The organism is Luteibacter sp. dw_328 (assembly GCF_018449605.1).
Lineage (GTDB): Bacteria > Pseudomonadota > Gammaproteobacteria > Xanthomonadales > Rhodanobacteraceae > Luteibacter.
The window spans coordinates 172,386-192,371 of the sequence record NZ_JAAVUW010000007.1 but is presented as its reverse complement, the minus strand read 5'-3'; the positions used below and the strand labels follow the sequence as shown (position 1 = coordinate 192,371).

Here is a 19,986-nt window from a genome sequence, read left to right as displayed (position 1 = left end):
CTAAAAAGCTTAAATTTTTTCAGGGAGAAGGGTAAATGCTCAATCATTTTTCTAAGCGTCCCCTCGCCGGTCTGATGCTCGCTTGCCTCGGTCTCGGCGCTACCGCCGCTCACGCAGACGACACGATGAAGTCCGACTTCAGCGACATGTCGACCAGCAAGTACCTCTTCGGTGATTGGGGCGGCACCCGCTCGCGTCTCGCCGATGAAGGCGTCACCTTCGATCTGGGCTACGGCTCGGAACTCGCGCACAACTACTCCGGTGGTGACCGCGAGATCACCCGCTACACCGACCAGTGGAAGCTCGGCACCTCGTTCGATCTCCAGAAGCTCTGGGGTTGGAATGGTGCGAAGTTCACCATCGTCGTGACCGACCGTAACGGCCGCAACCTCGGCGCCGACGCAAACATCGGCAACAACCAGCTCATTCAGGAAGTCTACGGTCGTGGCCAGACCTGGCATCTGACGATCTTCGCTCTCGAGCAGAAGTTCCTGGACGATCGCCTGACCGTGAAGCTGGGTCGTCTGCCGGTGGGCGAAGACGTCAACCAGTTCTCGTGCGACTTCCAGAACCTGACGTTCTGCGGTGCCCAGCCGGGTAATATCGTGGGCGACTACTGGGTCAACTGGCCGACCAGCCAGTGGGCCGCGGTCGTGAAGTATGCGACGTCGGAAAACACCTGGGTGCAGATCGCCGGCTACCAGGTGAACCCGAAGTACGTCGACGACACGTACGCCGAAGAGAAGGGCCTCCTGCCGGCCTTCCCGAGCGGCACCACCGGCGCGCTGATTCCGCTGGAGTTCGGCTGGAAGCCGACCGTCAACGGCCTGCCGGGTTCGTACCGCGTCGGCGTCTGGTACAACACCTCGCACGGCAACGATCTCTACCTCGACGCCAACCACGAGCCGATCGCGCTCACCGGTGCACAGCCGCTGCAGCACGACGGTCGCAAGGGTGCGTGGATCACGTTCTCGCAGCAGGTCACGGGTACGGCTGGCGGTGAAGGCGCGACGGTGTTCCTGAACATCACGTCCGCCGACCACGCTACCTCGGCCACGAACAACCAGGTCGCGCTCGGCATGGAGTACAAGGGCCCGTTCGGTCGCCCGAACGACTTCATCGGCGCCGCCTTCGGTGGTTCGTACGCCAGTGGTTACGCCGCGAAGAACCAGCGCCTGATCAACGAGATCACGGGTTCGAACACGATCGTCAACCGTGGCTACGAGCGCGTGTCTGAAGTGTTCTACAGCTGGTCGCCGATTCCCTCGATCGCGATCCGCCCGAACCTCCAGTACATCCAGGATCCGGGTGGCAGCAGCCAGCGTAACAACGCTTTCGTTCTTGGTCTGAAGACCAGCGTCGCGTTCTAAAAAGAAGAAAAGCTCAGGCTTGACTTGTCAGAGGCTCGGGGAAACCCGGGCCTCTTTTTTTTGGTTCATCGCGGAATCCCGGGGACGCCGAAGACGGTGAGGCGCAGAGCCTTCGGTGCCCACCCTCGCTGCTCAGACACGTCCTCCGCGTTTCGTACCGGAAAGGCCGCTGCGCGGCCGTGTACTTATTTGGCCTGCGGCCGCTCCACTTGTGCGGAACTCGCCTCGAGGGTGGGCACCGAAGGCTCTTCCCATCCTTGAGGTTCGTGTGGGTCGAGCCGACAAAGCAGCGCCGCTTCGGCTGCTGGCTCCTCGCCATCGCCACCGCCAAACGGTCGGCCCCAGCGTGCCGAGATCATCCGTGCGAGTCGTGCAGCGGTGAGGAAAACGCTCGCCGCGCCGGGAATGACGTATCTGCACGACCGTCGTAACAGCCAGCTTCGGCGGCAACACCCACGGCCAACGGCACTCCGTCCAGCTGACCGTATCGTCGTGAGAGACCTTGGTGTCCACCCTCGAGGCGAGTTCCGCACAAGTGGAGCGGCCGTAGGCCAGTTAAGTACATGGGCCGCGCGAGCGGCCGTCCTTTTCGAACGCGGAGGACGTGTCTGAGCAGCGAGGGTGGGCACCAAGGTCTCCCCGCGAAACGCCCAAGTGTAGAGAGCGATGGCAACGCCGAGCCCGCGAGGCCGAAGGCGAGCCACGTGCTACGTGCGAGGTGACGAAGCATGCCCGGCCTGAAAGCCGAGTGCCCGGGCCCCGGTAATCCGCGAAGAACCTTTTTTTGCTAAGGCCCGGATGAATCCGGGTAGTGTTTTTCATTCGCCGATGAATCGGCGACGCTCTCCACGATCACCCATCATTCTCGGCCGACGCGGTCAGGTCGAAACTCTCGTCCCCCTCATCCACCACCAGCCGCATCACGATCGGCCGGCAGCACACCTGGCAATCCTCGATATAGGTCTGGCTGCCGCCCGATGTATCGACCGCAACCTCGATGGTTTCGCCGCAATACGGGCAAGCGATGTCGGTGAATTCATAGCCGGGCATGATGTTTCTCGTAGCGCGCTTCGTGGTAGCCGATTCATCGGCGAATGGATGCTCGCGCTATCCTACCCCACCGCCAAACTCCGGATCTTGCACCCATGATCGACCTGGTCGGCTTCGACGGCGACGATACGCTCTGGCACAGCCAGGAGTTCTACGACCGTGCGCAGGACGAGTTCGAGGCCATCCTCGGACGTTATATCGACCTCGGCCGTGAGGGCCTTCGCGAGGCGCTGCTCGACACCGAACGCGGCAATATCAAGCTGTTCGGCTACGGTGCCAAGGGCATGACGCTGTCGATGATCGAATCGGCCATCGAGCTCACCGAAGGCCGTGTGGAGGCCCAGGACATCCATCGCGTCGTGCGCCTGGGCAAGGACGTACTCGCTCACCCGGTCGAGCTGCTACCGGGTATTCGTGAGGCGGTCGAAACCGTGGCCCGCGACCATCGCGTGGTCCTCATCACGAAGGGCGACCTCTTCCACCAGGAATACAAGGTAGCCCGCTGCGGCCTCGCCGACGTCTTCCACCGCATTGAGATCGTCTCGGAAAAAGACCCTGCCGCCTACGCACGGCTGTTCCGCGAGTTCGATGTCACTCCGGACCGTTTCGCCATGGTCGGCAACTCGCTGCGTTCGGACATCGCGCCGGTCGTCGAACTCGGCGGCTGGGGCGTTTACATGCCTTACCACAGCACCTGGTCGTATGAGACCGACACCGACTTCGCCATGAACGAGCGCGTGATCGAGGTGAAGGGCGCCGAGGGCATCCCTGGCGCCATCGCCCGAATGCACACGGCCCCCGGCCCGCGCTCCTTGTAGGAGCCGATTCATCGGCGAACGGGTGCTCGCCACGACCGGGCCCGCTGCCGCGGGATCGCCGATGAATCGGCTCCTACACGAGCTCAGGTGCCACTCCACGCGATTTTCGCGTTGCCACCGCGAAGCTGGGCTTGCTAGCGAGAAAACGGAGACCGACGCGTGCATTCAAGGCTAAAACTCGGCTTGACCGTGGTCCGCACCACGGCGAAGGGCTTCAGCGACGACGAGCTCATGACCCGGGCGGCCGCCCTGGCCTTCTATTCCGCGCTGTCGTTCGCGCCCCTGCTGGTACTCCTGCTTTGGGTGGTGGCTTCGCTCCGCCCGGAATGGCAGGCGCAGCTGATCGACAGCCTCAACGGGCTGGTCGGGGCGCGGGCCTCCGAGGCCGTGCGTCTGGTGATCGAGAATGCCAAGCAGAAGCCCAGTGTCGGCAGCATGGCCGGCGTGATCGGCCTGGGCGTGACCCTGGTCGGTGCCTCAGCGGTCTTCGCCCAGCTCCAGGGCGCCCTGAACCGCGTGTGGAGCCTGCAGCCACGGCCGGGCAAGGCCAGCCACGCGATTCTCGGCTGGCTGCGCGCACGTCTTCATGCGCTGGGCCTCCTCCTCTCCCTGGCCTTCCTGCTGGTGATCTCGTTTTCGGCCAGTGCGATGATCGCCGTCTTCGTGCGCGGCGGGACGACGGGCTGGAACGTGCTGGAGATGGTCGTCTCTTTTGGCGTGTTCGTGCTGATCTTCGGCGCCATCTACAAGGTGTTGCCGGATGCGGTGATCGAATGGCGCGATGCCATGATCGGCGCCAGCCTGACCGCCCTGCTCTTCGCCATCGGCAAGTTCGCCATCGGCATCTATCTGGAACGCAGCAACGTGGGCGGCCCCTACGGTCCGGCCGGCGGCGTCGTGGTGCTGCTGGTCTGGGTCTATTACTCGGCGTTGATCCTGCTGCTCGGCGCGGAGCTGACCGAGGCCGTGGCGGAGGCCCGTGGCACGCCGATTAAACCGCGGCCATACGCGATGTCGACCAAATCGACGGACCAGGCGCCTATTGACCCACCCGTCACGGTAGCGGCGGTATCCCTGAAGGCCACCGAGAAGGAGGACCTGCCATGAAGACCCATCTGCTCGCCGCTGCGGCATTCGCACTCGCCACCGGCGCTGCCGTGTCTGCCCCGCCGGCCCAGGCCCAGCACCGCAGCCAGCATCAGGAGTGCCGCGACGTCGAAACCAAGCAGATCAACTCCAGTGACGACCACCGGGTGGCCGGTACGGCCATCGGTGCCGTCGCGGGCGGCCTGCTGGGCAATCAGGTCGGTCACGGCAAGGGCAAGACCGTGGCCACCGTGGGTGGCGCCGTTGCCGGCGGCGTCGTAGGCAACCAGGTTCAGAAAGCCCACCAGAACAACAACGCGACCTACGAGACCCACCGCGAGTGCCATTGGGTGGACGATTGAGGCCGCTGTAAGCCTTAGGCGGAAACCCCGGTCTTAGTGGGAAGGGCGCGATCTCGCGCCCTTCCTTGCTTACGGAGGCTCCATGCGCAGCACCGATCCCGACCGCCGCCGCTTCCTGGGTGTCTTCGCCGCGACTGCGGTCGCGTCGATCTCCCTGCCCTTCATCCTGCGCGGCATGCGCCCCGCCATGGCTGCTGACGCGCCACGGCCCAAGGGCGGTAACGTGACGCTGGACGAGTTCGGCGCGAACAAGAAGCTGATCGACACCCGTTCCCTGCCCCGCGTCGTGATGACCGAGGAGCAATGGAAGGAGAAGCTCAGCACGCAGTCGTATTACGTCACCCGTGAAGCGGGCACCGAAGCGCCGTATAGCGGCGGCAAGGTCTACGAAAGCCACGCCAACGGGCTGTACCGCTGTATCTGTTGCGATACGGCCTTGTACGACTCGGCGACGAAGTTCGAATCCGGCACCGGCTGGCCGAGCTTCTACCAGCCGATTTCGAAGCGGAACATCGCGCAGAACACCGACCGCAGTCTGATCGAGGAGCGCACCGAGGTGAAGTGCGCGCGCTGCGATGCGCATCTCGGGCATGTGTTCGACGACGGCCCGGATCCGACCGGGCTGCGCTACTGCATGAATGCGGTGGCGATGACGTTTGTCGCGTATGCGGCGTAGAGGCGGCTCTTTGTGGGAGCCGGCTATGCCGGCGATGGGTTGAGGCGACCTGGCTTTCGCCGCTGAAGCGGCTCCCACATTTTTCACGCAAGAAAAAGACCTCGCTTCGCAGCGAGGCCTCCCCGTCGTTCGTCACAAGCTAAGTCATGCACGTGAGCCACACAACAACGCTCATCGGCCGCAAGCAACTTTATAGACAGTGGGCTTTGCCACAACGCCATCTGCGTCTCTCGCTTCGACCGAAATCTCCGCAAGCGGCTTGCCAACATCATCGCGGGTACACAGGTACTGGACCCTGTGTTTTTCAACATCGGCCTGACTGAACAAGCTCGCCGACCTCGAATGGCAATAGCGTCCCGAGCAGTTCAAGGCCCGCGACGTTACGTGAATAGGAAAGGCTGGATTGCCCGTCAACTCGACCGGAAGGTGCACGTCATACCCAACGCGACCAAAGGCTTGCAGTACGGGCTTGACCGAGAAATCCTCGCAAGGCTTGCCTTCGCGGAACAAGCGGTAGCCCTTCGCAACGCCTCTCATGGCGAGACCCTGGAACTCGCTATTGCGAAGCAGAAGCGCATCCTCGGGATTCGTGTGGAAGCCGACCTCGACGATGACGGACGGCATCTTGGCATGTTTGTTCTCGCCTCTGCCAACGAGAGGCATCGGCTTCGACGGGATGGGGTACGTGCTGAATTCATCCTTCGAATGAATCAGTTCCCGCATGCTGCAGAGGATATTGACGGCCAGCTTTCGATCCGGAGCGCGTTCCTGGATGACCGCTTGTGCACCGCGCGGTCTTGATGTGTCGTGTGCATTCGTATGAACGTGCAAGAAGGCGTCGGCGCCAAGGAAGTTGGCATAAAGGGGACGGCTTCGAAGATCCTCATCCCGTTCACGAAGCGCGTGGTCCGCTCCCTGGAAGGCATGCCATATTTCCGGATGATCCGGGAGCTTTTCTTCGAGCTGATATCTAGCCCCGAGTCGCCACCACGGCTGACCGCTTGGCCTGTGACTCAACACGTTGCCCTCCGGCCGAAGGTTGTGCACGGTCACGCCGTCGCGCTGTAGTGCCGAGGCGAGCTGACCGGCCATGACGGGCGTTATGTCGTCTTCGAGAACTCCGTTGACTGTTTCACGGTGAGGGCGCCAGTCTTTGAAGCCGTGGTGATAGTAAAGACCGTGACCCGGCGAAATGGCGACAACGGGCGCTGTGGCACGCTGCGTCGGTTGGACGAGCGGGTCGTCATCAGGTTCGTCTTGCGCCGGCTCGGGAAACCAGTGAGTTGAAGGCTTTCCGCCGAAGAGAAATCTTATTCCCATCATCCCCTCGATCCGATCGTAGTGCTCCAGAATCGAGAAACGAATCGTATCGAGGAAGTCTTCCGTCTCGGATCGCTCAGCTCGTGGCCCGATCCTCTCATCCAGATCAATCACGACAACGTTGTTGTCGATGTCGAGGCTTACCAAAGCAGTAACCGGTAATGGGTCTTCGTAGTAGAAGAAGCCCTTATCGCCGACCGCTTTCACCGAGGCGTTCATCTGACTAACCAGAAGCGTCCGCTCTTCTGGCGACATCTCAGCCAGGGTAGCCGCACCCACGTCCATCGATACGCACGCCGTCACCAAGGCAAAGATCATCGTGCTCAGCCTGCGCCGCCTAACCGCTCCTATGGCTTGCAAGAGGTTCATTCACGTCACCCGTAAGGCCGCGGATTGCGGCCCACTCATCGTCGCGGGAGGGTCCTTCGACGATCAGTCACCGGGGCCCGCGCCGAGGTCGAGGGCGTGTCCGCTTATTGCATGAGTGTCTGCTGACAGGGTGTCGGAGTGGGCGCGGTGTATGCGGGGGGCGTGGTCGCGGGGGGGGCGTTGCCTCTGGGGCGTGGAGACGTTATCGCCAGCACCCTTCGCCGATGAATCGGCTCCTACCAGGCAGAGCGCGCCCCGCTCGGCAGGAGCCGATTCATCGGCGATGCTGCTCAAACGCCATATCAGTCCGATCCGGACCAGTAGCTACGAAGCTGCCCGGACGATGCGTCGCGCCGCCACACGCAATGCAGCCCGCTGCGACGAAGACCATCGCTGCGGGAAGGCACATGCACGGAATAGGCTTTCGCTGCGACGCCGCCGAAAGCGCCCCGCAGGGCGAACAGGGAAACAAGAATCTTGAACATGGCACACCTCCAGCCCACGGCCGGAGGTGAGCGAGTTACCCGTGACGGATCTCGCCCACGCCTTGCGCGCGGACATGCACGTTGGGGGCGATCACAAACGCGAGATTCGCGATCGCCTGTCGACTCGGATAACTATCCATGGGTTCCACTTGAGTGAAAGACCGACCACACGATCGGCGCGGGGATCGTACGCCTTCCGTAAAGACCGGGTCAATATGAGAAATGTCTAAAAAAAGGCCCCGCTTCGCAGCGGGGCCTTCTTCGTTCACCAACCTGTGCTGGCCATCAGCCGCCGGGCGGCGTCATCGGCGTGAGCTGGTATTCCTTCGGCGGCGTGCCGCCGGCGAGATTGCGCACGAAGTAGTCCCAGCGGCGACGCGTCATGTACGTGGTAGCAGCGCCGTAGCCATGGTGAGCATTCGGGATCATCACCAAGTCGAAGTCCTTGTTCGCCTTGATCAGCGCATCGACCACGAGCAGGGACTCGTACGGCGGCACGTTGTCGTCGAACGTACCGTGGGCGATCATCAGGTGGCCCTTGAGGCCCGCGGCCCACTTCTGGTTGGCCTGGTCGTCGTAGTTGGACTTGCCGTCCTTATCGGTGACCAGCAGGCCCTGCCACTTCTCGGCCCAGTCATCTTCGTAGTTGCGGTTGTCGTGGTTGCCCGACTCCGAGATACCGACCTTGAACACGTCCGCATAGCGGAACATGGCGGTCGCCGTGGCGTTGCCGCCGCCGGAATGACCCCAGATGCCGACCTTGTCGGCGTCGAGCCAGCTGTACTTCTTGGTCAGCTCCTTCACCGCCGCGACCTGGTCGGGCAGCGTGTTGTCGCCGATGTTTTCGAAGTACGCGTCGTGGAACGCCTTCGAACGGAGCGGCGTACCCATGCCGTCGACCGCGATGACCACGAAGCCGAGCTCGGCCAGTGACTGGTTGTCGCCGTGCGATGCCACGAAGCTGCGCGAGCGCACCGAGCCGACCTGCGGGCCCGGATAGATGTAAACGACGAGCGGGTACTTCTTCGACGGGTCGAACTTCGTCGGCTTGAACATCTGGCCGTAGAGGTCCGTCTTGCCGTCACGCGCCTTCACCGTAAAAGCGGTGGGCGGAATCCAGCCCGTGGCCTTCAGGCGCGAGATATCGCCATGGGCGATTTCCTTCACCGTGGCACCGGTATCGGCGCGACGGACCACGGCGACCGGCGGCGTCTCGATGGTCGAATACGCGTCGAAGAAGTACGTGCCGTCCTTCGACATCGAGACCGAATGGTCCATCTTTTCCGGGGTGAGCAGGGTCAGGCCCTTGCCGTCGAAACCCACCTTGTAGAACGACTGGTAGTACGGATCGACACCCTTCTCACGACCCACGCCGCGGAACCAGATCGTTTTCGTCTTCGCATCGATGTGCAGCACCTGGGTGACGTTCCAGTCGCCGGTGGTGATCTGGTGTTCGAGCTTGCCGGTCTTCAGGCTGTACATGTAGAGGTGGCCCCAGTTGCTCCGCTCGGAGAACCAGATCACTTCGTCGGTCTCGGGCACGTACTGCCAGTTGACCATGTCGTTGCCGCTTTCGAAGTAGGTCTTCGCTTTCTCGCCGAAGACCTCGCGCACGTCACCCGTTTCCGGGTTCGCCACGCGGAACCATTCCTGCTTGTGGTCACGCGAGGTGGAGACGAAGGCGATGCTCTTGCCGTCGGCGGCCCAACGCACGTCGTCCCACAGGCCCGGGCTGCACGACACGTCGTCGCAGATCGTCGAGCGATGCTGGTCGGCCGGCATCTTGAAGCGCACGGTCTTCTTCGTCGGCACGTCGATGACGACGCGCTCGATCATGGTGACGTCCTTGTCGCCCGGCAGCGGGTACTTCCAGGTATCGACCTTGGGGTGGCCGACGTTGGTGCTGACGAGGGTCATTTCACCCGTCTTGCGCTGGTCCTGCTGAAAGGTCGCGAACTTCGTCGAGTCCGGCGACCACACGCCGATGGCGTCGTCGGTGTGCTTCCAGCCAGCGTTGTCGGTGGCGTAACCGTAATCCTTGACGCCGTTGGTGGTCAGCTGCGTTTCCGCACCGCTGGCCACGTCGCGCACCCAGAGATTCCAGTCGCGCACGAAGGCTTCGGACTTGCCATCCGGCGAGACCAGACCCGGCTCTTCGCCGTACGCCTTGCCGTTGGCATCTTTCTTCACCGCCGCCAGGTCGCACTTGTCGGCGGCCTTGTCGCAGAGGTAGTGCTTGCCATGCGAGGTGATATCGAGGGTGCCGTCCGGACGCACCGTGAATGCGGTCACCGGCAGCTTGGTTGCATCGACCTTCTTGCCCGTGGACGTCGACAGCGCCGCGGCCACCTTGTCGCGGTCGAATGCGCGCGTCGCCTGACCGGTCGAGGCGTCGACCGTGATGAACTGGTCGCCGTCCTTGTCGTGGTCGCGATACCAGAAATGGGTGTCGTCGACCCACGTGACGCGGGAGACCGAATGGTCCACCAGTGGCGCCGTATTGGTGCCGAGGAACGAGTCCGCGCGGCGGTAATCGTCGGTGGTGACGGTCTGCGCCGAGGCGGTGGCCCCGATCAGGCCAAGGAGGACGGCGCCGGACAGCGCCGCGTTACGTTTGATCGACATCGATGGTCCCCGTGACGGCAACGCGGCGCGGAAAGCGCCGCAAACCGGACGAGGCTAGCCCCAGGCGGCCCCGGCGGCCTATGCCAGAGGTCACGGGTCGACCGGCCAGCGCCCCTGTAGGAGCCGATTCATCGGCGATCGGGTGCTAGCCGTAACCGGACCCGCTGCCGCGGGATCGCCGATGAATCGGCTCCCACCACCGTTGGCGGCGGCGAGTTACCCGGAATGAGGCCCCGACCGGTACCGCTTGCCTTGCCTTTCGATCATTTTCAGGGCCAGGGCGTCCGGCATCAGCTTGAACAGGGCCTTGATCGCCCGGTTCACCCCGCCGTTCACGTAGACCGCCTTGCCGGCCTCCACCGCGTCCATGCCCTGCCGGGCCACGGTCGGGGCGTCCATCCACATGAAACCTGGCATCTTCGAGACGAGATTGCGCGAGCCCGTCACGTCGTGAAACTCCGAATACGTGAAGCCGGGACACACCGCCGTGGTGTGCACGCCGCTGGCCTTGCCTTCGAGCGCCAGCGACTGCGAGAACTTGATCAGGTAGGCCTTCGACGCCGCATAAAGCGTGTGCCCTGCTGAACCCGGAACATGGCCGGCCAGCGACGCGACGTTAACGATGCGACCGTAACCGCGCGACTTCATACCGGGAATCAACCGGTAGGCCAGTTCGGTCGGCGCCGTCATCAATACCTGGATGAAGGCAGCATGCGTCGCCCAGGGCTGCTCTTCGAGATAGCCGGTGACGCCGTAGCCCGCGTTGTTGATCAGCACATCGATGGTCAGGCCCTGGGCATCGAGGGCCGCCACGAGTGCTTCGGGCCCATCGGTACGCGACAGATCGAGCGGCGCGACGATGGCGTCGATGCCATAGCTGTCGCGTAGTTCGGTCGCGAGCGCTTCGAGACGCTCCGCACGACGGGCCGTGAGGACGAGGTCGTGGCCGCGACGGGCCAGTTCCCGGGCGAAGGCTTCGCCGATGCCGGCTGAGGCGCCGGTGACGAGCGCGCGACGACGATTCGATGCCATGAACGGTATTCCGTGTGTGTCGTGAACGTTGAGTATGCACCGCATGAGCATGAACAGCGTCTGGGTGTGTTGGTCTGCGCGACGCTTATTTCACGAATCCGTGCACCCCTTCGCGGCGAAGCTTGATGTCCCCGAACGACTCACCGTGAGTCACCCAAGGAGCCACCACCATGACCAGCACCGACCACGACATCAAGGTTCTCAACGGCCTTATCGAGACCACGATCGACAGCGCCGAAGGCTATGGCGAGGCGGCAAAAGATGCCGACAACACCCGTTATGCCGCATCGTTCCAGAGCCGCGCTGCCGAGCGTCGCCAGGTGGCACAGCGCCTGCAGCAGCAGGTCAGCTCGCTCGGCGGCACGCCGGAAGATGACGGCACCGTTCTGGCCAAGGCCCATCGCATGTTCGTTGAGCTGCGCGCCAAGATGAGCTCGAAGGACGACACTGCCATTGTCGACGAAGTGGAGCGCGGCGAAGACCACATCAAGGCGAAGTACGAAGACGCCCTGAAGGATACCGACGTCACCGCCGGCACGCGTTCGCTGATCAACGAGGCCTATGTCTCGGTGAAGAGTGGCCACGATCAGATGCGCGACCTGAAGCACGCGCTGCACGGTACGCACTAAGATCTCGAGTGATTAAAAAAAGGGCGAGACCGTGAGGTCTCGCCCTTTTTTTGTGCGAGCGGCGGATCAGTTACCGGTCGCGTCTTCGTTCATCAGGGCGTTGATCTGCGCCTTGTGCGACTCGTAGAAGGCCACGTTCTTCTGGTTCACCTTCGACTGGTCGACATACGCCGCCATCTGCGGATTGTTTTTCGCTTCCGACGCGATGGCCGCATTGGTCACGGCAAGGTTGGCGAGCAGGAACTCACGCGGGGTGAAGCCGTACTTCTTGATCAAGGGCTCAATGCGCGGATCGGCGGCGGTCACCTGCGCGGCGAGATCGTCGAGCGAATGGATCTTCGAGAAATCGGTCTTGGCATCCTTCGGCTTGATGCCTTCCTTCTTTGCTTCCTGCGAGACCTTGACGATGCGGGTGAACACGTCGTCGTTGAGGTTGTAGTTCTGGATGGCCTGCTTGTCTGCGGCGGGAATCTGAGAGGCAGGATTGGCGGCAGGCGCGGGCTGCTCGGCCGGAGCGGCCTGCTGGGCGAAAACAGCCGCCGGGGCGACAGCAGCGGTAGCGAGCAGTGCGGCAAGGATGTAACGAGACTTCACGGGCATCTCCTGAGGTTCGCTGTCCGTGGCGGACGGTGTGGCAGCATAAAGCGGCAATTGTTACGTATGTGTCTGCGCGGTCACGCTTTCTTCAGGAATCTTCGGCACATTCCAGCCCATGGCGTTATAGAAGTGGTATCGGGCAATGCCGACGTACTCGTGAATGGCGAAGTCCGCATAGGAGAGGTTGTCCGAGCCCGGCAGCCAGTCGTAGCGCGCCGTGACATAGTCGCCGCGCACAGGTTCGCCATGAATGGCGAAGTGCGCGAAGTACAACACGGCCCGTTTCAGGTGCACCGCGGAAGAGACCAGCACCACCTTGTCGGCACCGTAGCTCATCAACAAGGGCTTGGTGAACTGCGCATTCTGGAAGGTGTTCATGCTCTGCGCTTCGAGAATCATGTCCGCGCGCGGCACACCGAGCCGGTCCAGCGAGATCGCGTAGACATCCGCTTCGGCCTGCTTGAGCTTCATGGCATCGCCGCCGCTCACTTCCACCTTGCAATCGCCGCCGGTGGCCTTGCACGAGCGATACAGTTCGGCGGCCCGCAGGATACGGCCGTTCGCGTAGAGGCTGGGCTCGATCGCCCCTGCGCCGCTACGCACGGTACCCGCACCGAGCAGGATGATGACGTTGCGCTGGCCCCAATGGGCGATGTCCGGCGCGAAACCGGACTGCAGGTTGCCCAGCAGCATGCCGGTTAGCGGACCGCAGCCAGCGAAAAACAGCCAGGCGATACCGATGACCAGCCACGCCGATCCAGCGCGTGGACGACGGCGCCAGAGCAGAACGAGGGCGATGAGCAGCAGGAGCAGGAAGAGGATAAGTGTCATGCCGCCGAGCGTAACCGGATGCGCATGACCGCTCCACCCCGTAGGAGCCGATTCATCGGCGATCCCGCGGCAGCGGGCCAGGCTGAGGCAAGCACCCATTCGCCGATGAATCGGCTCCTACAGGGGGCGCGATACGTTACGCGACCGGGACAGTGCCTGCTCCAGGCAGGTCACCAGCGTGTCGCCGTGGAAGGGCTTGCCGAGGTAACAGAACGCACCCGCCGCCATGACGCTCTCGCGCACGGCCTCGTCGAGGAAGCCCGAGACGAAGACGATCGGATAGGTGCGGCCACGTTCAATCAGGCGGCGCTGCAAGGCGGTGCCATCGATCCCCGGCATATGGACATCGCTAACGAGGCAGTCGATGCCTTCGTCGCCACCGGGGCGGAGGAAATCTTCAGCGGAAGCAAAGCCTCGCACTTCGTGTCCCAGCGACCGCACGAGGCTGGCGGTCGCCAGTCGGACCGCTTCGTCGTCGTCTACGATCGCCACAATCCTGTTCGCGGCCAAGCTGTCGTCCTCATCCAGCACCATCGTGCGGGCCTACAGTGCGCGCCCGGCTCCAGGTTGGGAATCATACGGAGGTGTGCGGTCTGTCACCCCTTGGCTTCAAGGGTGCGTAGCGAGGGCCTCAGCCTGGCGCACCAGCTCAGCCAGTGAGCGGGCGGCCATTTTGCGCATCACGTTGCCGCGGTGGATCTTCACGGTGATCTCGGACAGGCCAAGCAAGCCGCCGACCTGCTTGTTCATCAGGCCCGCCGTGACATGGTGCATCACCTCGCGCTCCCGGGGGGTGAGTGAGGCATAGGCCCGGCGCAGGGCCCCGATGGCGTCGGCCTCACGACGCCCGGCGGCATCACGCTCGATCGCCATGCTCACCGCATCGAGCATGTCCTGGTCGCGAAAGGGCTTGGAGAGAAAGTCGAGCGCTCCGGCCTTCATCGCCCGCACCGACATGGGAATGTCGCCGTGCCCGGTCATGAAAACAATGGGAAGGCGGTTGTCCATGGCCGCCAGCTGGGCCTGGAAATCCAGACCGTTAACGCCGGGCAGGCGGACATCCAGCACGAGGCAGCCCGGTGCGTTGGCATTCTCGCGGGCGAGGAAGTCGGCGGCGCTGCCGAAGGCGGCCACGTTGAGGCCGACCGAACGGAACAGGGAATCCAGGGCTTCGCGCACAGCGGCATCGTCGTCGACGATGCAGACGACAGGCGCCTGCGCCGTTGTCAGGGGGAGCGGCATTCGGGTCACGCGCCAGCCTCCTCGGCTACCGTGACCGGCAGCGTGAAATGGAAGGTCGCCCCGCCTTCCGGTCGGTTCGTCGCCCAGAGGCGCCCCCCGTGAGATTCGACCGTCGACCGGCAAATGGCAAGGCCCATGCCCATACCGCCACCGCGCGTCGTCACGAACGCGTCGAAAAGATGGGCGGCGATATCCTCGGGAATGCCGGTGCCGCTGTCTTCCACCTCGACCAGGATGCCTTCCTCACCATCGGCCCGGGCACGCAGGACCAGCGAGCGCGTTCCCTCGACGGCGGACATCGCGCGGATCGCGTTACCCATCAGGTTCAGCACCACCTGCTGCAATTGCACGCGGTCGCCGCGGGGCAAGGGGGCTTCGGGAGCTATGTCGACACTCAGCATGACGTGATGCTGGGCCATCTCCCCCTCCAGCAACAGCGCGCATTCGGCAACCAGCGCGCCGAGATCGACGAGCACGTGCTGGCGTGGTTCCTTGCTGGCCAGGCTGCGTACGCGGTGCACCACCTCACTCGCCCGGCGTGCATCACGAACCACCCGCTCGATCGCGTCGCAGGCTTCCTGGAAGTTCGGCTCCTGGCGGCGAAGCCAGCGCAGGCTGGCTTCGCCATGGGTGACGATGGCGGCCAGCGGCTGGTTCACTTCGTGCGCAATCGAGGCGCTCATCTCGCCGAGCGCCGTCACTCGCGCGGCCTGGGCAAGCTCCGACTGGACCGCCATCAGCGCGCGCTCCGCCCGCTTGCGGTCGGTGATGTCGACCACGCTGACCAGGACACGATCGAAGCGCGTCGGACCCAGCGGCATGTTCAGGGCGAACAGCACGGTAAGCCGCTCACCCTTGAGATTGGCGATATGCGTTTCACCTTCCGCCACGCCGCCGCCTTGCGCAATGGTCAGTATCACCCGGCCGAATGTCGTATCCGTGGCGGGCAGAAACCGGTCCAGCGGCCCGAGCAGGTCTTCGCGGCAAGGTGCGCCAAGCATGCGAACGGTGGCGTCGTTGACGTCGGTCACCTGGGTGAGTTCGCAGCATTCGCGGACGAACGCCGGATGGGCCTGAAGGTAAGCCGCGAGGTCGACCATACCCTCCTCGCGCAGCTGGGCGATACGGGCCATGACCTGGGTCCAGTCCTCTTCCCAGAAAGAAAACCGGGCCTTTTCGAACATGCTGCGATAGCGGCCCTCGCTTTCGCTCAAGGCCGCATCCGCCGCACGGCGGGCAGTGACGTCGGTTCCCGCCTCGAGGATCACCCGCGCCTTGCCGCGATCGTCGCGTAACAGCGCGCAACGGGCGGCTACGATGACAAGGCGGCCATCCCGATGACGCTGCGTCACCTCGCCCTCCCAGCGCCCGGCACTGAACAGCGCGGCGTCCACGACGGTGTGATGGCCCGGCAACGTGGTGCCGAGCAGGTCGCTGGCGCGATGCCCCATGGCTTCGCTCGCCGTCCAGCCGTAGAGCTGCTCGGCGCCGGAATTCCACAGCACGATGACATCGTCCATGTCGCGCACGTAGATCGAATCGTGGGTCAGTTCGATGAGCCGGGCCTGCCCGGCGATCGTCGCCATGCGGTCGCGTGCCCGTAGCGACAGCACCGCCGTGATGGCGATCGCCGAGAGGCTGACCAGGCAACGCAACATGGCCGCATCCAGCCCGGGCCAACCATGACCACGGACGAAGGAAACGAGGGTCAGCGCCATGCAACCGAAGGCGGCCCCACCGATGGCACGACGGCTGCCACTGGCCGCCACCAGCAGCACCACAACCAGGTACACCACGGCCACGGCGCCTTGCAGCGGGGTAAAGGTGTCGACGAGGAAGACGGCCAGCGACAGCAGGGCGCCCGCCGTCATCAACAGACCGGCCACGGCCCGGCGTGGCCCGATGAGGGAACCGCCGGCGCTGGCTTGGAGGGGTCGGTAAGGTGGCATCGAAGGTGGCTCGGCCCGATCGTCTTGTGCAGATTCGGCCTGAAGCGTGGCCGAATGATGTCAGATCGTCTTGCACGCCGGTGATGGTTTTTGACCGTTACGGCACGACAGCTACAAGATATTCCGACAAGGGAGGGTTTAACCCTTTGGTATGAGCTTTACAGTCCCTTTGTAGAATTCAGTACACCCCCGCATCGCGACTAGGCTGCAAGTGTGGGCAGACCGCCCACGCCCGTTGCCGTGGAGCTCACGCTGATGCGATACGAAACCAACACGTTCGCCGGGACCGGTGGTGCGCGCACCACCGAGGCCATGCATGTCCTTGCGCCCTTCGCCATCGATGCCCCCGCTGCCGAGCAGGAACCGACGGTCACCCGCCTGCTCGAGCAGGCCCTCACCGCCGTCGAGACCGATCTGGCCACGACCCGCGCGTGTGTCGCACGTGTCGCCGCCCTCCTCGATCGCGAGGAAATCCACGCGGAAACCGCCAGCTCGGCACGCCGCCGCGTCGGTGCCGGCCTCGCCCCATGGCAGGCACGTCGTGTCGCTAGCCACGTCGAGGAAAACCTCGGTTTCGCGATCACCATCGACCATCTGGCCACGATCGCCGGTCTGTCGAGCAGTTATTTCTGTCGGGCGTTCAAGGACACCTTCGGCGATCCCCCGCACGCCTACATCATGCGTCGCCGCGTCGAGCGGGCGCAGACCCTGATGCTGCAAACCCGCGAACCGCTCAGCCAGATCGCCCTGGCCTGCGGCCTTTCGGACCAGGCCCACCTGTGCAACCTGTTCCGCCGCCTCGTCGGGCAGAGCCCGAGTCATTGGCGGCGTTCGCAGTGGCAGGAAGCGTAATCGTCAACCGAACAGCTTCGTCGCGACCTCGGCAATGTGTTTGCCCTGGAAACGTGCACCAGCCAGTTCGTTTTCGGAGACCTGACGGGAACCGTCGGTGCCTGCGATGGTCGTAGCTCCGTAGGGTGCACCACCCGTGACCTCGTCCAGCTTCATCTGACCCTGGAAACTGTAGGGCAGGCCCACCGGAATCAGACCCAGATGAAACAGGTTGGTGATGATCGAGAACAGGGTCGTTTCCTGGCCACCGTGCTGCGTCGCCGTCGAAGCGAATGCGCCACCGACCTTGCCGTTGAGCGCACCACGCGCCCACAACGGACCGGTCTGGTCGAGGAAGCTGGCCATCTGCGAGGTCATGCGGCCGTAACGGGTACCGGTGCCGATGATGATCGCATCATAGGATTCCAGTTCGTCGACGCGCGCGATGGGTGCGGGTTGGTCAAGTTTGAAGTGCGCGCTTTTGGCAACATCGTCGGGGACGGTTTCGGGCACGCGTTTAATATCGACGTGCGCGCCGGCTTCGCGAGCGCCTTCAGCCACGGCGTTGGCCATTTTTTCGATATGGCCGTACGCCGAGTAATAGAGAACGAGGACTTTTGCCATCGGGGTAACTCCTCTGCGAAAGAATCGGGAAGGGAAAGATAGGCACGCTGGTCGTCGAGGTGAGGTTATGGGTATGTCGTACGCACAGATTGTCGATATTCGCTCCGCCGCCGATGGGCCGGCGCGGAAGTCACACGCCTGGAAGGTGCTGCGCGAAGCCGCGCGCGTCGAGCCTGACGAAGCCCGTCGGATCGCCTGGTACCGCAACGACCCCATCGAGCACCTGGACCTGCAAACCGCCGAGGTCCTGGTGGCGTCCGGACGCTACGAGGAAGTGCTCGCCTTCTTGCGTGGCGTAAAGATAGATCTGGGTCTGGAGGTTTCCGTGGGGTTCGGGGCGTTCTGACGACCGCCCTCAGGCGCGGTAGACGCGTGCCTCCCCCGGGCGAAGCAAGGCCGGGGACGAGCCTGCCACGGTCGAGATGACCACGGCCCCCGGCACGGGCAAGGGCAAGGGCAACAGCCTCTCGCCGTCGGTGAAATTGAGCGCCACGACATAGCGCTCGTCGCCATCGCAACGTTCGTACACCATCACGGCGTCATCGACGGCGAGCAGCCGAAAGCTACCGACGCTCAGCGCGCGACTGTCACGGCGCAGGCAAAGCAGCGCTTTGTAGAGCGACAGCAGGGACGCATGATCCTCCGCCTCGCTGGCCACGTTGCAGGTCGCGATGTGGTCGCCCACGGGCAACCAGGGAGTACCACGGGTGAACCCCGCGCCTTCACGGGGAAACCAGCGCATCGGCGTGCGTTGCGGATCGCGACCGAGGCCCTTGCCGGGCTCGTTGAGTTCGAAGGGGTCACGCACCTGGCCCGGCGTGATCACCCCGTCGTGCATGCCGATCTCGTCGCCGTAATACATCGTCGGCGTGCCCCGCAGGGTCAGCAGCAACACCGCGGCGACGCGGGCCTGCAGGTCACCTACGCGCGAGGCGACGCGCGGCTTGTCGTGATTGCCGAGCACCCAGTTAGGCCAGCCGCCGGCGGGCAACGCCGCTTCATAGCGCTCGACCAGGCTGGCAATGGTTCGCGCCTCCCAGGCCGTCCCGATCAGCAGGAAGTTGAACGGCAGGTTCGCGCCGTCCAGGTTCTCGCCGTAATAAGCGACGATCCGGTCCAGCGGCAGGTAGAGCTCGCCGATCAAGACCCGCTCGGGAAACTCATCGATGACATCGCGCATGGCGGTCACGATGCCGAGCACCTCCGGCAGGTCGGCCGTGTAGACGGGAAGGAACCGGTTCGCCTCCGAATCGATGCCCTCGCGATACGCCGGGTTGAGCGGGTTGTCACGGAACTGCGCGTCCTTCATGACGTGGTAGAGCACGTCCACACGGAAGCCATCGACGCCACGGCGGAGCCAGAAGCGCATGGCGTCGTACATGGCTTCGCGGACGACCGGATTGCGCCAGTTGAGGTCGGGCTGTTTGTCGAGAAAGAGGTGCAGGTAGTACTGGCCCGTGGGCGGGTCGAAGGCCCAGGCGCTGCCACCGAAATTGGACAACCAGTTGTTCGGCGGACCGCCACCGGGCGCGGGATCGCGCCAGAGATACCAGTCGCGGAAGGCGCTGTCGCGCGAACGCCGGCTTTCGCGGAACCACGGATGTTCGTCGGAGGTATGGTTCGGCACGAAGTCGAGGATGATCTTGAGGCCCAGGGCATGGGCATCGGCAATCAGGGCATCCATGCTTTCGATATCGCCGAAAAGCGGGTCGATGCCGCGATAGTCGCTGACGTCGTAACCGAAATCGGCCATCGGTGAGGGAAAGATCGGCGATATCCAAAGCGCACGGACGCCCAGGCCCGCCAGGTAACCGAGTTTGGCGCGGATGCCTTCGAGGTCGCCGATGCCGTCGCCGTTGGCGTCCGCGAAGGAGCGCGGGTAGATCTGGTAGATGACGCCGTCTTGCCACCAGAGGGGGTGTGTCATGCCCGTACCTTGTTGATCGATGTGAGGCGTCGCTGCGGGCCATCGCCGATGAATCGGCTCCTACATGGAGCCGTGGCCAACAGAATGTTGGGGGGAATGTGTAGGGAACGCCTTCACGCGACTCCTCGTAGGCTCTTGCTCCTACCTCGTGCACCGGCTGCCG

Annotated in this window: 20 protein-coding genes; 8 read left to right on the top strand and 12 right to left on the bottom strand. The window is 63.7% G+C overall.

The window, feature by feature from the left end; genetic code table 11:
- Positions 1–35 precede the first annotated feature (35 nt).
- Positions 36–1,370: a carbohydrate porin gene (locus HB634_RS17700; protein ID WP_082879066.1), complete on the top strand. Its 1,335-nt coding sequence runs from the start codon at positions 36–38 to the stop codon at positions 1,368–1,370.
- An 852-nt stretch (positions 1,371–2,222) separates the two neighbouring features.
- Here the strand turns inward: HB634_RS17700 and HB634_RS17695 are convergent.
- Complete coding sequence (locus tag HB634_RS17695; RefSeq protein WP_063572002.1) at positions 2,223–2,420, bottom strand: CPXCG motif-containing cysteine-rich protein; 198 nt, start codon at positions 2,418–2,420, stop codon at positions 2,223–2,225.
- A 95-nt stretch (positions 2,421–2,515) separates the two neighbouring features.
- On the opposite strand from HB634_RS17695, the gene HB634_RS17690 reads away from it, so the two are divergent.
- The 4 genes from HB634_RS17690 to msrB all read left to right on the top strand — a co-directional run bounded on the left by HB634_RS17690 (position 2,516) and on the right by msrB (position 5,362).
- On the top strand, positions 2,516–3,238 hold the full coding sequence (locus tag HB634_RS17690) for an HAD family hydrolase (RefSeq protein WP_213949552.1): 723 nt from the start codon (positions 2,516–2,518) through the stop codon (positions 3,236–3,238).
- Between the two features lie 159 nt (positions 3,239–3,397).
- On the top strand, positions 3,398–4,345 hold the full coding sequence (locus tag HB634_RS17685; protein ID WP_231873918.1) for a YihY/virulence factor BrkB family protein: 948 nt from the start codon (positions 3,398–3,400) through the stop codon (positions 4,343–4,345).
- On the top strand, positions 4,342–4,686 hold the full coding sequence (locus HB634_RS17680) for a glycine zipper 2TM domain-containing protein (protein ID WP_063572004.1): 345 nt from the start codon (positions 4,342–4,344) through the stop codon (positions 4,684–4,686). Before HB634_RS17685 ends, HB634_RS17680 begins: the two co-directional genes overlap by 4 nt.
- A gap of 82 nt (positions 4,687–4,768) precedes the next feature.
- Positions 4,769–5,362 (top strand): peptide-methionine (R)-S-oxide reductase MsrB, encoded by a 594-nt coding sequence (msrB, locus tag HB634_RS17675; protein ID WP_063572005.1) that lies wholly within the window; start codon positions 4,769–4,771, stop codon positions 5,360–5,362.
- Positions 5,363–5,533: 171 nt separating this feature from the next.
- Here msrB and HB634_RS17670 read toward each other — a convergent pair whose 3' ends face one another.
- From HB634_RS17670 to HB634_RS17655, 4 genes are all read right to left on the bottom strand, one after another.
- Entirely contained in the window at positions 5,534–7,051 is a 1,518-nt protein-coding gene (locus HB634_RS17670; RefSeq protein WP_213949551.1) for an N-acetylmuramoyl-L-alanine amidase, read from the bottom strand.
- A 302-nt stretch (positions 7,052–7,353) separates the two neighbouring features.
- Positions 7,354–7,536: a hypothetical protein gene (locus tag HB634_RS17665; RefSeq protein WP_213949550.1), complete on the bottom strand. Its 183-nt coding sequence runs from the start codon at positions 7,534–7,536 to the stop codon at positions 7,354–7,356.
- A 285-nt stretch (positions 7,537–7,821) separates the two neighbouring features.
- A complete protein-coding gene (locus HB634_RS17660) occupies positions 7,822–10,161 on the bottom strand; it encodes a S9 family peptidase (RefSeq protein ID WP_213949549.1) in 2,340 nt (779 codons plus the stop codon).
- Between the two features lie 216 nt (positions 10,162–10,377).
- Positions 10,378–11,193 (bottom strand): SDR family oxidoreductase, encoded by an 816-nt coding sequence (locus tag HB634_RS17655; RefSeq protein ID WP_213949548.1) that lies wholly within the window; start codon positions 11,191–11,193, stop codon positions 10,378–10,380.
- Positions 11,194–11,363: 170 nt separating this feature from the next.
- Here HB634_RS17655 and HB634_RS17650 point away from each other — a divergent pair, with 170 nt between their 5' ends.
- A complete protein-coding gene (locus HB634_RS17650) occupies positions 11,364–11,822 on the top strand; it encodes a PA2169 family four-helix-bundle protein (protein WP_046980384.1) in 459 nt (152 codons plus the stop codon).
- 66 nt (positions 11,823–11,888) lie between these two features.
- Here HB634_RS17650 and HB634_RS17645 read toward each other — a convergent pair whose 3' ends face one another.
- The 5 genes from HB634_RS17645 to HB634_RS17625 form a co-directional block, all read right to left on the bottom strand.
- On the bottom strand, positions 11,889–12,416 hold the full coding sequence (locus HB634_RS17645) for a hypothetical protein (RefSeq protein WP_213949547.1): 528 nt from the start codon (positions 12,414–12,416) through the stop codon (positions 11,889–11,891).
- 60 nt (positions 12,417–12,476) lie between these two features.
- A complete protein-coding gene (locus HB634_RS17640; RefSeq protein WP_063574166.1) occupies positions 12,477–13,250 on the bottom strand; it encodes a YdcF family protein in 774 nt (257 codons plus the stop codon).
- A gap of 117 nt (positions 13,251–13,367) precedes the next feature.
- Positions 13,368–13,742, bottom strand: coding sequence for a response regulator (locus HB634_RS17635; RefSeq protein ID WP_197478547.1), 375 nt, complete (start codon positions 13,740–13,742; stop codon positions 13,368–13,370).
- Between the two features lie 117 nt (positions 13,743–13,859).
- Positions 13,860–14,492, bottom strand: coding sequence for a response regulator transcription factor (locus HB634_RS17630; protein WP_213949651.1), 633 nt, complete (start codon positions 14,490–14,492; stop codon positions 13,860–13,862).
- 5 nt (positions 14,493–14,497) lie between these two features.
- Positions 14,498–16,378: an ATP-binding protein gene (locus HB634_RS17625; RefSeq protein WP_213949546.1), complete on the bottom strand. Its 1,881-nt coding sequence runs from the start codon at positions 16,376–16,378 to the stop codon at positions 14,498–14,500.
- Positions 16,379–16,696: 318 nt separating this feature from the next.
- On the opposite strand from HB634_RS17625, the gene HB634_RS17620 reads away from it, so the two are divergent.
- The gene (locus HB634_RS17620) at positions 16,697–17,293 is read left to right on the top strand and encodes an AraC family transcriptional regulator (protein WP_157504005.1); all 597 of its coding nucleotides are present in this window, start codon (positions 16,697–16,699) and stop codon (positions 17,291–17,293) included.
- 3 nt (positions 17,294–17,296) lie between these two features.
- Here the strand turns inward: HB634_RS17620 and wrbA are convergent, their stop codons facing one another.
- Positions 17,297–17,896 carry an NAD(P)H:quinone oxidoreductase gene (wrbA, locus tag HB634_RS17615; RefSeq protein WP_213949545.1) on the bottom strand — a complete coding sequence of 200 codons (600 nt, stop codon included), beginning with the start codon at positions 17,894–17,896 and terminating at the stop codon, positions 17,297–17,299.
- 73 nt (positions 17,897–17,969) lie between these two features.
- Here wrbA and HB634_RS17610 point away from each other — a divergent pair, with 73 nt between their 5' ends.
- Positions 17,970–18,242 carry a hypothetical protein gene (locus HB634_RS17610; RefSeq protein ID WP_157504006.1) on the top strand — a complete coding sequence of 91 codons (273 nt, stop codon included), beginning with the start codon at positions 17,970–17,972 and terminating at the stop codon, positions 18,240–18,242.
- A gap of 9 nt (positions 18,243–18,251) precedes the next feature.
- On the opposite strand, the gene HB634_RS17605 is transcribed toward HB634_RS17610, so the two are convergent.
- Positions 18,252–19,823 (bottom strand): alpha-amylase family glycosyl hydrolase, encoded by a 1,572-nt coding sequence (locus tag HB634_RS17605; RefSeq protein WP_213949544.1) that lies wholly within the window; start codon positions 19,821–19,823, stop codon positions 18,252–18,254.
- Positions 19,824–19,986: the final 163 nt, after the last annotated feature.

Excerpts from the sequence above, each read along its gene's own strand:
- HB634_RS17700 (WP_082879066.1), top strand. The coding sequence starts at position 36 with ATGCTCAATCATTTTTCTAAGCGTCCCCTCGCCGGTCTGATGCTCGCT.
- HB634_RS17695 (WP_063572002.1), bottom strand. The coding sequence starts at position 2,420 with ATGCCCGGCTATGAATTCACCGACATCGCTTGCCCGTATTGCGGCGAA.
- HB634_RS17690 (WP_213949552.1), top strand. The coding sequence starts at position 2,516 with ATGATCGACCTGGTCGGCTTCGACGGCGACGATACGCTCTGGCACAGC.
- HB634_RS17680 (WP_063572004.1), top strand. The coding sequence starts at position 4,342 with ATGAAGACCCATCTGCTCGCCGCTGCGGCATTCGCACTCGCCACCGGC.
- msrB (WP_063572005.1), top strand. The coding sequence starts at position 4,769 with ATGCGCAGCACCGATCCCGACCGCCGCCGCTTCCTGGGTGTCTTCGCC.
- HB634_RS17670 (WP_213949551.1), bottom strand. The coding sequence starts at position 7,051 with ATGAACCTCTTGCAAGCCATAGGAGCGGTTAGGCGGCGCAGGCTGAGC.
- HB634_RS17665 (WP_213949550.1), bottom strand. The coding sequence starts at position 7,536 with ATGTTCAAGATTCTTGTTTCCCTGTTCGCCCTGCGGGGCGCTTTCGGC.
- HB634_RS17660 (WP_213949549.1), bottom strand. The coding sequence starts at position 10,161 with ATGTCGATCAAACGTAACGCGGCGCTGTCCGGCGCCGTCCTCCTTGGC.
- HB634_RS17655 (WP_213949548.1), bottom strand. The coding sequence starts at position 11,193 with ATGGCATCGAATCGTCGTCGCGCGCTCGTCACCGGCGCCTCAGCCGGC.
- HB634_RS17650 (WP_046980384.1), top strand. The coding sequence starts at position 11,364 with ATGACCAGCACCGACCACGACATCAAGGTTCTCAACGGCCTTATCGAG.
- HB634_RS17640 (WP_063574166.1), bottom strand. The coding sequence starts at position 13,250 with ATGACACTTATCCTCTTCCTGCTCCTGCTGCTCATCGCCCTCGTTCTG.
- HB634_RS17630 (WP_213949651.1), bottom strand. The coding sequence starts at position 14,492 with ATGCCGCTCCCCCTGACAACGGCGCAGGCGCCTGTCGTCTGCATCGTC.
- HB634_RS17620 (WP_157504005.1), top strand. The coding sequence starts at position 16,697 with ATGCGATACGAAACCAACACGTTCGCCGGGACCGGTGGTGCGCGCACC.
- wrbA (WP_213949545.1), bottom strand. The coding sequence starts at position 17,896 with ATGGCAAAAGTCCTCGTTCTCTATTACTCGGCGTACGGCCATATCGAA.
- HB634_RS17610 (WP_157504006.1), top strand. The coding sequence starts at position 17,970 with ATGTCGTACGCACAGATTGTCGATATTCGCTCCGCCGCCGATGGGCCG.
- HB634_RS17605 (WP_213949544.1), bottom strand. The coding sequence starts at position 19,823 with ATGACACACCCCCTCTGGTGGCAAGACGGCGTCATCTACCAGATCTAC.